Genomic DNA, 11,766 nt, shown 5'->3' on the forward strand with positions numbered 1-11,766 from the left:
CGTAGGATGAATGAATCCGCTCCAGCTGGTCAAGCAACTTTTCCAACAACTGAAGTAGCCCGCGTGTAATCATACGGGTCTGTGATTTCCTGCGTTTACGCAGTTTACTGTAAACAAGGTAGGCACGGCTTACATCAAGATACTTGTTACGGGGACGTTGTATGTGCAATCTCCGGCAATGTTTGCACAGATGACGATGAAGCCATACGATACCTTCCCATAAGAGTTTGGTATCAGTAGGGAAACGCAGACGGCTTTCATAACAGGTGGCATCCGTCATACAGACATGAAGGTTCTCAAGATAAGGTTTCCAATGCCCGGCAAGAATAAGCTGGAGGGACTCAACATCAAGGCGATTCGTCAGGAACTGGCGGATCGCACTGACGATTTTAGGATTGGTCAGCGGATGAAGCGGATCAATCTGAACACCACAAAACAACTGGTAATGAATATTACCGTTTAAATGTTCAATCAGTTGTGCATCGGAAAAGTTGGCATAGGACTTCAGGACCATCAAGGCTATTTTACCTTCGGGAGAAAATAACTTTTACGCCCCAAAGGAGAAGACTTCAAATGCATTTGTCGGACCTGTTCCGAAAAAGGGAAGAGAGCATGGAGTCGACCTAATTCACTCGTTGCAAAACTTTGACGATATTTTTTAGCATATCGAACTCGGTAAAACCTAAACAAGGTTCGATTCCGGAGATTTTTTGTATCTTTACCATGTGTTTTTAGTTTAGATTCCCCCCGTTTTGGCCGTCAAACCGTTTTTGGGGGCAATGCTTAAAGATACAAAAAAGCAACTAACTCGCAATAAATTAGTTGCCTTAATTTTTCTTATTTTGGGAATATCCCCATTTAAATTAGATTCCAATAAGATGGTCTTAACCTAAAATGTTGACTTATCATTCAATTCAATGGTGTTACCGTTAACTACTCCTTCAACTATTATGAATGACCATTCATCTATTTTATTGTCAAAGTCGTAAATATCTGTCGAATTGGGATATTTTATGAAATTTCCTGATGAGATTATATCTACTCGGTCTGTCTTTATCGTCACACAGGAGTTTTCATCAGTAAGTTTTTGCCCATACAAAATGATTTCATCTCCGGCTTTGACATCAGTAATAGTAGTCGCACACATTGCTTCAAGACTGAACTTATCAGAAATAATCATACTGTTTCCACTTACTATGTTGACGACAGCGTCTTTCACTATAATAAATGAATGATCGTCAGTAGAGAATATATCTTTCACTGAAATTTCAGAGATTCCTCGATAACAGTCGCCTTCTTGAGAGACGATAACATAGGCATAGCTGGAGAGTTTTGACTCATGAAAGACTATTTTGTCTGTGCGTGGACTGTCAACTTCTCCATCACTATAATTATCCTTAACGCAAACGGTCACGTCTGTGAGTCCGACACCATTTGAAGGAGTAACAGTAATCTAGTCAGGCGTATCGACTCTCCATTCAGCATCAGCATATATGGTGATTATCAGGCTCTCAGCATCAGTTGACTCGAAAGAAAGATTTTCTGTACTTGAGAGTACAGCTTTTGCCATTATCGGCTCATTATCGTTGATGCAAGCAGAAAAAACCGCAAGCATCAACGTAAAAAATAGGATATTTATTGACTTTTTCATTATCTCAGTTTGATTATAATGATATTCTTAAAAATGAATCAGCTCCTGTCCATGCATTATCTACAGAGAACCCGCGGTCCTTGTCAGACAAAATTATTGAGCTAAATTCAGGGAGTACAATAGGATTTTTTCCATCCGGATGAATGATAAAACGCAAAGAAGTAGGATTCTTGAGTTGGATATTATGACCATTTACGGGAGAGATGGAAACACAACTCATAAAAAGTTGACGTAAAAGGTATTCCTGTCCCATTAATGTCCCTCCTGCACCATATCCGATGGTACGTCTATTTTCAAGAGCATCTCTCATTGCATCAAGTGAACGGTCCTTAGCTAAGATTATCGTCATGTCCCGACGTAGTCCTCTACCAATATATTCCTCAAACGATGTATCGTGAAGGTCGGTCGTCGATGCTACGAATAAGTTGTCTTCTTTTGCTCGGTCTATAGTTCCGGGACAAAATGCTGTGCCATTGTTGGCTTCTATTCCGTCAATAAGCCCTTCGCCGTATGCTTTTAGTTCAAAATCTGGGTGTTGAATCGATTCACGGCGCCAACCGGGATGATTATGCATCACCAAAGCTCCCTGAGCTTTGGCGTTGCGAATTGCGGTGAGAGGATCCGGGTCATATATGCCATTGTTATCTGTTGTGAACAGAGCGTTATAGTGCCCGATACCTTTTGGCTCACGTGTGATTTCTATACCGGGAATAATAAGCAGACCATAGCTGACGGCAGCTTTCTTGGTAAGTTCAACAGATTTGTTCAGATCTTGCTTTGGTTTAACATTAGTTTTTTTATTCACATTATGAGCCTCGATACCATCAGGGAGTGTAGCTCCTAGATAACCTATCATATCAGTATCGGCGGGATGATATTCAATGTGATCAGTCACTGAAATAGCATCAAGACCATCGAGCCAAGCTTCTCGGACACGAGCAGACGGCGACAGATGTCCGTCAGAAAAGTATGTATGAAGATGAAGATCCGCCTTCAGTGGGATATATCCTTCGATGGAATCGGGAAGTATGAACTCGACGCGAGTGGAGGCTCCTGTACGATTTGCCTGATGTAACATATCACTATTTGTAGCCTCGGTGTAATATGTTTGCCCTGATGCTTTTACTTGACCAACAAGAAAGATGAGGGTAATAATTATAAGTTGTTTCATTGTTTTATATGAAGAATTTAAGATTATCAAAAACCTAAACCATCATCCCATCCAGGATTCTGTGTCAAGCTATTATTCAGCGAGCGTTCATGGATAGGAATTGGGTAAAGATAATCTCTTTGTTCATTGAAGTTAACTCTTGGAACACTCCTGTGGTAATATATGTAGCCATGATCATTATTTGACAACAATATATCCTTTCCGAGAGCATATACCTGAACTCCAACTCCGGCATTGGGTTTAGGAGTACCCTGATTATAAAAAATCACGTCAACTTTCCCATCACCGGATAAGTCATATTCTCCAGCTCCTGCAATATACATTCCCATAAATGGAGAAAATGATTTATCATCAGAGTCATTTATTGCATATCCTGCTTTCCATCGCATAAGGTCAGACCAACGGAAGCCTTCCTGTACGAGTTCAACGGTACGCTCACGACGTATTTCAAGTATGACACCCTTGTTGGCACCATTCACATTTGGGAAACCGGTTTTAGGGTCGCAAAGATATGGATCAGGGATAGCGTTCGACATCCCCATGTCAATCCCGAGCATACCGACACGACCACGTAGCAGATTTACGGAGCGGTCAAGATCCGACTGCGTCAATGTCCCCAGTTCGGCCTTTGCCTCTGCATAATTCAGAAGGACTTCAGCATATCTGATGACAGGTAAATCATTTACTGAATAGCTTGCCCTGTCGGTATTGCCTCCGGCAGCCGTGGGATCTTGTACGAATTTGATAGGTTGATATCCCGTGATTGCAACGCCGAGATCCGGAGCGAGAATCTCTTTCTTTCCGATTCGTGTATAACCGGGAGTACGTATAGACTGAGCCAAACGGGGGTCACGGTTTACAGTCTCTTCATTAAATCCCATCGTCTCCCAACCGGGACGGTCAGTAAATCGGGTTCCATCTGAATTAAGATACATACAAACCATCTTGCGGGTATAGCCGGGACGTCCTTGATTACTCAACAACATGTGTGCGTTTGATCCATGTGAATTGTTAAAGATTGCATAGCGGTAGCTAATGGCCAGGATATATTCGTTCGGATTGGCATCATCCTCTGCAAAGAGAATATTGTAGTCGGTAGAAGGAGAGCCGGTAGAATAAAGCGAATATTCACCACTGTCAATCAGCTTGCCTGCTGCATCAGCCGATTGGGCCAAGTAATAGTCTGCGTCATGTCCTTCAATCCGTAAGTTGTGATACTTACGATAAGTACCTTCAAACAGACATACTCTGCTTTTGAAAGCGAGAGCAGCACCTTTGGTTACTTTATAGGGGGCTTCAGCCTCATTGTTGCGGGAGGGAAGATGTTCGATTGCGAAATCGAGATCCTCCAGCATTTTCTGCATCACTAACTCGCGGGAATCGCGAGGCTTGTAGAGTTCAGGATCAGTATCGCTTAGTTCGGTATCGTACCAAGGCACATCGCCAAATCGTTCGATTTTGTCAGCATAGAAGTACGCACGGAAGAATCTGGCGACAGCCGAATATTTTTCGGCGGCATCGGAATCTTCGCATTTGTCAATGTTGCCAAGCAAAGTGTTGATACGTCTGAGGTCTGTCCATGACCATCCACCGCCTGAAGCGGGGACGGTACGATAGGAGCCCCCCATCAGCTCATTGGAGAGCGACTGACATACATAAATGTCGCTCTGATCCTTGTATTGAACTTTGGGAAGGATGTTATTATATAAAGGATTCGTGAAGAGCTCCAGGTCTGAAGCTGTACGGAAATATTCTTCCGATGACATTCTGTCCTTCGGCAGAAGGTCAAGTTCATCGTTGCACCCACACATCAGAGTGACAGCTACGGTGAAAACCAGATATTTTATTATTTTCATATTCTCTGTTAATTATAATGTTATATCAATTCCGAACATATAGGTTTTTGTCCAAGGATAATACATCGCATTAAGTTGATTGCTGCTGCGACTGAAGGCGGCTTCCGGATCAATATATTTGGAATGTTTCTTTATGGGAGACCAGTAACACAGATTCTCGGCTGTGAAATATACGCGCAATTGTTGGATTGATACTTTTGAAAGTATTTTTCCGGGGATAGAATATCCTATTGTCAGATTTTTGAAACGCATATAGCGGATATTCTGAAGATACCTGTCATTTACAAAGCTTAACTGACCATTTTTTGCTGACTGTCCGAGAGGGCGGGGGAAATATGCACCCGGGTTGTCCTTCGACCAACATTGGTCGATAAAGTTACGTGGTATATATCCTGCCACAGGATCCGAAAATGAACCCCAAAATTGGTAATTATAGCCATTTGGATACCAATAGTGGTTGCCGGTTCCTTGGAAGAAGGCATAAATATCAAATCCCATATAGTTTAGGGAGCCAGAGAATCCATACTGGAGGGTAGGAAGTTCGTTTCCGATGATTTTCATATCACCCGGATTCAAAGCAGAGTCCTCACCTACAGATATCTTACCATCCCCATCAAGATCAGCAAATTTAAGATCACCTGCCCTCCATGTTCCTTGAGGAAGATTCTTGGCAACAACTCCAAGATCTACCTGGGATGAATATTGGGCTGCCTCTTCATCAGAAGCAAACAGACCATCTACATGATAACCCCATATTTCACCAAGTTTCATGCCCGGATAGTAGCTCTTTGCAAATACTTTCTCAGGATTATCATAACGTGTTATCCGTGCATCATAATTACTGAGATTGGCAGAAACAGAATAAGAAAGGTTGTGACCGAATATCTTCAAATTATCATGCCATGTGGCAGAAAGTTCATATCCTTTTGTCCGCAAGTCCGCCGTGTTCATCTGCGGAGGAGTGGCACCATATACTCCGGGAAGCTCAATACCATCGGTAAGCATATTAACGGTATTTCGCACATAAATGTCTCCGGTAAAATTCAAACGATTGTTGAACATCGCTAGATCTGCACCAATATTCCACTGACGTGCCGTTTCCCAAGTAAGGTTTTGTGCTATGGGTGCTCCGATAGACGAATATTTCGCCTTTGTATCAGAACCAAAGTTGAATGTGTCAAAGTCACTGAGAGTAATCATACGAAGGAACGTATAAAAAGAAGATACGTTCTGGTTTCCCAGACTTCCGTATGAAACCCTGAATTTCAGATTGCTAAGTGACGGGCGTGCCCATTCCATGAATTTTTCTTCGGATATTCTCCAGCCTACGGAACCGGAAGGGAAGCATCCCCAACGGTTATTGGAAGCAAAACGGGAAGTACCATCATAACGTCCGCTAATCTCAGCAAAATAACGTCCGTCATAATCATAGTTGACACGTCCGAACCATCCTGCAAGCTTGTATTCGTTCTGACCACCTCCCATTGAAAACATGGTTGTTGCGAGATTCAAGTCATCGAGGTCATCTGATGATAACTCATAACCTACTGCACTGAGATTTTTTTTATGCCAATGTTCATAATTGAAACCAAATGTTGCGGCTAAATTATGTTTATCATTCCAGCTTTGATTATAATTTGCATAGGCATTTACAGATATATAGTTCGATGTATAAACCTGTTCAGTAAGTTTGTTTTGGCCGGCCCCAATACCGTAAAAGTCCATTTCGGAATCAGGATACATCCTGAAATTCAAATGATTTGAACGCCAATAATTACGGTCCTGATCAAATTTGTATGAAAAATCGCCTGTAATACTTAATTGCTTGATAGGGGTTACTATAAAACGGGAAGTATTTATAAAACTCATATTGCGTTCAAGATTACGATGTGAGCCCTCTCCAATCATAATATGACGGCCATTTGCCATTTTTGTACTCTGATAAGGTACTGAGTATATCCATGTTCCATCCGGATTCTTGTTGGGATAACATGCAAATGCACCATTTGCAGAATATCCGAATGTGTCTTCTATACTGCCGTTTCCCTGAGATTTATAGGAAGTAGAGTAAAGTGATGTGTTATTGGAAAATCGCGCCCATTTTGTAACAGGAAACTCTATTTTAGACCGAAGATTATATTTGTTATAGGTATCAGGATTAACTTTCAAGATGCCTTTACGGTATTCATACGCTCCGGATACGAAGTAATTTACATCGCCAATGCCGCCTGACAGTGATATATTATGCTGCATTTTAGGCCGGTTATCACTGAAATTCATGTGATAATGGTCATAATTTCCATAATATACCCACTGTTTTTTTCCATTACGTACATCTTCAACTATCCACGGACGATCCGGGTGTTCTGTACGGTCGTTGACACGTGCCAGTAACTCAGCCATATCCTTATCTGTGTAGTCTATGATATTTTTACCGTCTTTAGCTCTGGCAAATAAGTTGGCAGTATAGACAGCCCAATAACCACGGTCCTCATAATCTGTACTGTTGGTGTTTGCCTCCCAGCCGAATCTGCCACTGTATCGAACTGTAGTCCTGGCTCTTTTCCCTGTTGCATCATCGCTCTCTCCAGCCTTAGTGGTGACCAAAATAACACCAAATGCGGCACGAGCTCCATATATGGCTGCGGCTGAAGCATCTTTGATAACTGAAATACTCTTGACATCGCTTGGGTTGACTTGGCTAAGATCACTTTCAACACCATCTACCAGGACGAGAGGATTGGTGGCATTTACTGAAGTGGTACCACGTACATTGATTGATGGAGATTTGTTCGGAAGACCGGAACCCGTCGTGATGTTAAGTCCAGGAGTCGTACCTTGAAGCATTGAGGTAAGTGACTGGGACGGACGATCGGAAAGCTCCTTATCTGTAATTACCGAGACCGCTCCTGTGAGATTAACCTTTTTTTGTGTACCATAGCCCACCACTACGACCTCATCAAGAGCTTGAGCGTCTTCAGTCATTGTAACGGTTATTTTATTCTCGTCAGGCTTCAAATCTATTTCCAAAGGTTGAAAGCCTATATAGGAGAAAGTCAGTTTTTTTACGCCGGAGGGAAGTGTGATTTCAAACTTGCCATCTATGTCAGTCGTTGTCCCTATCTTGTATTCTCGATTGAATACACTGACACCCACTAACGGGTCTCCGCTTTTTTCGACAACTTCACCGCTAAGCGTTCTTGTCTGTGCTGCTGCTCCGATTGCAGTTATGCAAACCACGAGCAGCAAAATTAATTTTCTTGTTAATGCACTCATAAGATAATGATTAGTTATTGATTGATTTCATTATTTTTGTGTTCTATACATTTTTTCTTGTATATATTTCCAAACTCATCTATTGGCCTTATGCCCACATGCCAAAGCTGTTCCAGCTGCTGCTGAATCTGTTATAGGAGATGAAGCGGAGAATGTGGCCATTATTCCGACATTAGGAAATCCAAACATAAGGAGAAGTTCAAATTCATTGGTTCTAAGATATTCTTCCGTTGCCATAATATGGCCAAGCCCCATACTGTCTCCTATAAATAAGAAGATATATTTGGGAGTAGCTTTCGTTTCTGCCAGTGCGAAACAAGCAATGGTCAATGCAATAATTATTCGTTTAAGCATACTTACTATTTTTTCTCGCTGCAAAATTCCATATATTTTATTTCACATTTCTTTCGGGAATATTAAGGAATTATTAAATTCTTTAATTTGTTATTATTACATATATAGAAATAAAAATATGGATTGTTCGTAAATTTGCAGTCTGAAAACAGGAAATGGAAAATCTGTAGGTCGCAAAAACAAAATTCCTAGTTCGACAAAAAAGAAATACCACCTAAACGTGACAAATCGGGTCATATTTTAACATATTCAAACGCACATAATCTTTTTCTTTCTCTTTGGTCATAAAAGTATAAGAAAGTTGAAAAGAAAGAGATTGTGTCAAATGTGAAATGACCCCAAAAGTTTTTTATCTAACTTTTGAGGTGCACTTCAACGTTGGCACACCCTTTTTTATGCGCAAAGCCCAGACTTCGCAAGCCCGGGCTTTGTTATTATCCAAAGTTTCTATATCTTTAGACATAAAGTTTTTTGTTATGGCAAAGTTACATTTTCGTCCTTACATTCCCCAACCAGACCGTTCTTTTTCCACAAAGAATTGATGAAAACATAGCATCGAACGATCCGGTTCGCATAGTTAATACTGTTGTTGATAATCTCAATCTTGACAATTTCAAGAAGCTTTATAAAGCAACCGGTCGTTGTCCTTATCATCCTAAAATGATGCTTAAGGTGATTATTTACTTCTACATGAACAATATCTATTCGTGCCGCAAAATAGAGAAGCTTCTCCTATGTGACATCCATTATATCTGGCTTTCCGCTAATGAACATCCGGATTTTACTACCATCAACCGTTTTCGAAACCGTGCAAAAGAAGAAATAAATACCGTATTTACGCAGTTGGTCCTTGTCCTTGCCGACAAAGGTTTTATCAGCCTTGACGTAGAGCATATCTACGGTAGCAAGATTGAGTTCAGGGCCAACAAATATACTTTTGTCTGGCGCAAGACAGTCGAAAAGAACCGTACAAAGCTGATGGATAAGATCCGCATTCTCCTGGAGCAGGCAGATGAAGCCATAGCCCAAGAGAACTCCTCCAAAGGCACATCCGTAGAGTTCACTCCTGCCATGCTCTCAGATATAGTGAATGAACTTAAAGAGGCGCTGGAACACTAGGACAAGGAACAAAAGAAAGTCATACGAGAAAAGAAGAAACAGGTCCGGAACTTGAGGAGTACCGTGACAAGTTGATGGAATACGACAACCATCTTGATACTCTTGGAGAACGCAACTCCTATTCCAAGACCGATCCTGATGCCACCTTCATGCACATGAAAGAAGACACCATGAAAAACGGACAGACCAAGCCCGGATATAATCTGCAAATAGGTACCGAGAACCAATTCCTCATAGACTTCCGGCTGTTTCCCAACCCAACCGATACACTGACCCTCATACCTTTCCCACTCCTTTGAGCAACGCTATAACCACTTACCAACTGTCGGAGTGGCAGACTCCGGTTACGGCTCGGAAGAAGGCATCAGGCATAGGGGAAGGCGATGTATAGAACCGGAAGCAGTTTTTGGACAAATGAAACACAACATGGCATACAGAAGGTCCGGCATGTGGGAGAAGAAAAGGTTACAATGGACTTTGCATTCTTTGCTATAACTTTTAATATCAAAAAGATGTGTACAAAACTACTGAAAGCTGGAAAGACAGGGAACAATTAACTTTAGAGAATGTAAATTAAACTGTGTCATCAAGGAATTAACTTTGCTAACACTGTTTTTTTATGAAAGCAGAATTTGATTTTGAAAATATTAAGAACAAAGCTATTGAACAGCTGAAAACCGATAAGCCTTTGTTGGTAAGGATGGTGCTTTTGTCCCCTTATTGGAAAGTATATTGAATGCAGCATTGGAAGGTGAAATGGATGCGCATCTTACAGAAGAAAAACGTCAGTTGGGTAATCGTCGTAATAGTAAAATGCAGAAGCAAGTCCAGACTCCATTAGGTGAGATCACTGTGTCTACCCCTCGTGACCGTAATTCAGGTTTTGAGCCTTAGTATATAAAGAAGCGTGAGGCCATCTTGGCGGAGGGGGTAGCAGACCGTATGATCGGACTTTATTCCCTTGGTAACAGCACACGTGAGATCAGTGACTGGCTAAAGGAAAATCTCGGCAACCGTGTTTCTGACGAAACGATTAGTTCAATAACCGATCGTGTTCTTCCTGAAATAAAGGTTTGGCGTTCCCGTATCCTTGATGATGTTTATTCGATAGTCTGGATAAACGCTATCCATTATAAAGTCACTGACGAGAGAGGGTGTGCCGTTACCCGCGCAATCTACAACGTCTTAGGCATAGACAAGGAAGGCCACAAGGATTTGCTTGGAATGTATATCTCTAAAAATGAGGGAGCAAATTTCTGGTTAAACGTACTGACGGATTTGCAGAACCGTGGAGTTCATGATATCCTTATTGCGTACGTTGATGGCCTGAAAGGCTGGATGCCACCCAAAGTGTTTTTCCGAACACAATATTACAACTTTGTATCGTCTACCAGATACGGAACTCCATTAAATATGTCGGTAGTAAGCATCAGAAGGAATTCCTCAAAAACTTGAAACGGGTTTATGGTGCAGTACATAAATAAGCTACTGAAACAGAGTTTTTTTAATCTGAATGAGAAATGGGAAGAAAAATATCCTATCGTCATCAAGTCATGGCAGGACAACTGGGAAAAACTTACTGAATACTTCCAGTTCACATCAGATATACGCCGTATGATTTATACCACAAATACAATTGAAGGCTATCATCGTCAGATACGGAAAGTGACAAAAAACAAGGGTGTGTTCCCTAACGACACCACCCTTGAAAAACTGGTTTACCTCGCTTATCGCAACATACGTAAGAAATGGACTATGCCACTGGCTAACTGGGAAGCCATTACTCAACAACTGGCGATAAAATTTGGAGATAAGTTTAAATTCTTGTAATTTTACGCTCGTCGGGACGGTTAGTCCCGCCCATTGGCGCCGGGCCGTTCCTAGACCGATGAGATTGAATGAGAATAGAGCATGACACAGTTTAATTTACACATCCTTAACTCTAAAGTTCCTTACTCATTATCTGAATCTTACTTGAAGCCTCAACTCCTATGACACCGCATATATGCTGCAACTTTCTTCCTGTTATACTTTTACTTACTTTTGCAAATATACGAAAAAGCAATATAAATATAAATACAAATTCATCACTTGATTTAACGAAGATAACTTCTATAATTTTTTTCCAATACTGATTGCAATTTGGAAAGAGGATAAAGGAACTTGCCACCTATAACAGTATAAGCTATCCCCTTTTCATCCCGCAACTTTTGCAAAGTCCTGCTTGATATATGTAACATACTACATACCTGCTCACCAGTCATATAAACCTCATTAGCTACAGGAACCTGCAAATTCTGAAATTCAAGAATTTCCTTTGAGCATTTTCTAAGCATCCC

Annotated in this window: 9 protein-coding genes and 3 pseudogenes; 4 read left to right on the plus strand and 8 right to left on the minus strand. The window is 41.2% G+C overall.

Features of this window, described 5'->3' with window-relative positions; translation table 11 throughout:
* The 7 genes and pseudogenes from BXY_RS18635 to BXY_RS18665 form a co-directional block, all read right to left on the minus strand.
* Positions 1 to 725, minus strand: a pseudogene (locus BXY_RS18635) (transposase); the annotation flags it as partial.
* A gap of 164 nt (positions 726 to 889) precedes the next feature.
* On the minus strand, positions 890 to 1,180 hold the full coding sequence (locus BXY_RS18640; protein ID WP_011107070.1) for a hypothetical protein: 291 nt from the start codon (positions 1,178 to 1,180) through the stop codon (positions 890 to 892).
* 273 nt (positions 1,181 to 1,453) lie between these two features.
* Positions 1,454 to 1,651: a hypothetical protein gene (locus BXY_RS18645; RefSeq protein ID WP_009039972.1), complete on the minus strand. Its 198-nt coding sequence runs from the start codon at positions 1,649 to 1,651 to the stop codon at positions 1,454 to 1,456.
* A gap of 13 nt (positions 1,652 to 1,664) precedes the next feature.
* Positions 1,665 to 2,822: a PHP domain-containing protein gene (locus tag BXY_RS18650; protein WP_009039973.1), complete on the minus strand. Its 1,158-nt coding sequence runs from the start codon at positions 2,820 to 2,822 to the stop codon at positions 1,665 to 1,667.
* A gap of 26 nt (positions 2,823 to 2,848) precedes the next feature.
* Positions 2,849 to 4,678: a RagB/SusD family nutrient uptake outer membrane protein gene (locus tag BXY_RS18655; RefSeq protein ID WP_015532659.1), complete on the minus strand. Its 1,830-nt coding sequence runs from the start codon at positions 4,676 to 4,678 to the stop codon at positions 2,849 to 2,851.
* Between the two features lie 12 nt (positions 4,679 to 4,690).
* Positions 4,691 to 7,954, minus strand: coding sequence for a SusC/RagA family TonB-linked outer membrane protein (locus tag BXY_RS18660; protein ID WP_015532660.1), 3,264 nt, complete (start codon positions 7,952 to 7,954; stop codon positions 4,691 to 4,693).
* A 75-nt stretch (positions 7,955 to 8,029) separates the two neighbouring features.
* Positions 8,030 to 8,308: an alkaline phosphatase gene (locus tag BXY_RS18665; RefSeq protein WP_009039976.1), complete on the minus strand. Its 279-nt coding sequence runs from the start codon at positions 8,306 to 8,308 to the stop codon at positions 8,030 to 8,032.
* A gap of 471 nt (positions 8,309 to 8,779) precedes the next feature.
* On the opposite strand from BXY_RS18665, the gene BXY_RS23890 reads away from it, so the two are divergent.
* The 4 genes and pseudogenes from BXY_RS23890 to BXY_RS18675 all read left to right on the plus strand — a co-directional run bounded on the left by BXY_RS23890 (position 8,780) and on the right by BXY_RS18675 (position 11,257).
* Positions 8,780 to 9,427, plus strand: coding sequence for a transposase (locus tag BXY_RS23890; protein WP_353844626.1), 648 nt, complete (start codon positions 8,780 to 8,782; stop codon positions 9,425 to 9,427).
* Between the two features lie 74 nt (positions 9,428 to 9,501).
* Complete coding sequence (locus tag BXY_RS23895; protein ID WP_015532661.1) at positions 9,502 to 9,726, plus strand: hypothetical protein; 225 nt, start codon at positions 9,502 to 9,504, stop codon at positions 9,724 to 9,726.
* A gap of 31 nt (positions 9,727 to 9,757) precedes the next feature.
* Positions 9,758 to 9,984 (plus strand): annotated as a pseudogene (locus tag BXY_RS23900) (transposase).
* 62 nt (positions 9,985 to 10,046) lie between these two features.
* A pseudogene (locus BXY_RS18675) lies at positions 10,047 to 11,257 on the plus strand (IS256 family transposase).
* Positions 11,258 to 11,523: 266 nt separating this feature from the next.
* Here BXY_RS18675 and BXY_RS18680 read toward each other — a convergent pair.
* Complete coding sequence (locus tag BXY_RS18680; protein WP_234154429.1) at positions 11,524 to 11,763, minus strand: helix-turn-helix domain-containing protein; 240 nt, start codon at positions 11,761 to 11,763, stop codon at positions 11,524 to 11,526.
* Positions 11,764 to 11,766: the final 3 nt, after the last annotated feature.

Origin of the sequence: Bacteroides xylanisolvens XB1A, assembly GCF_000210075.1 — a bacterium.
GTDB classification, from domain to species: Bacteria; Bacteroidota; Bacteroidia; order Bacteroidales; family Bacteroidaceae; genus Bacteroides; species Bacteroides xylanisolvens.

What these genes read in the sequence shown, in the direction of transcription:
- BXY_RS18640 (WP_011107070.1), bottom strand. Translation starts at nt 1,180, where the DNA reads ATGATTATTTCTGATAAGTTCAGTCTTGAAGCAATGTGTGCGACTACT.
- BXY_RS18645 (WP_009039972.1), bottom strand. Translation starts at nt 1,651, where the DNA reads ATGAAAAAGTCAATAAATATCCTATTTTTTACGTTGATGCTTGCGGTT.
- BXY_RS18650 (WP_009039973.1), bottom strand. Translation starts at nt 2,822, where the DNA reads ATGAAACAACTTATAATTATTACCCTCATCTTTCTTGTTGGTCAAGTA.
- BXY_RS18655 (WP_015532659.1), bottom strand. Translation starts at nt 4,678, where the DNA reads ATGAAAATAATAAAATATCTGGTTTTCACCGTAGCTGTCACTCTGATG.
- BXY_RS18660 (WP_015532660.1), bottom strand. Translation starts at nt 7,954, where the DNA reads ATGAGTGCATTAACAAGAAAATTAATTTTGCTGCTCGTGGTTTGCATA.
- BXY_RS18665 (WP_009039976.1), bottom strand. Translation starts at nt 8,308, where the DNA reads ATGCTTAAACGAATAATTATTGCATTGACCATTGCTTGTTTCGCACTG.
- BXY_RS23895 (WP_015532661.1), top strand. Translation starts at nt 9,502, where the DNA reads ATGGAATACGACAACCATCTTGATACTCTTGGAGAACGCAACTCCTAT.
- BXY_RS18680 (WP_234154429.1), bottom strand. Translation starts at nt 11,763, where the DNA reads ATGCTTAGAAAATGCTCAAAGGAAATTCTTGAATTTCAGAATTTGCAG.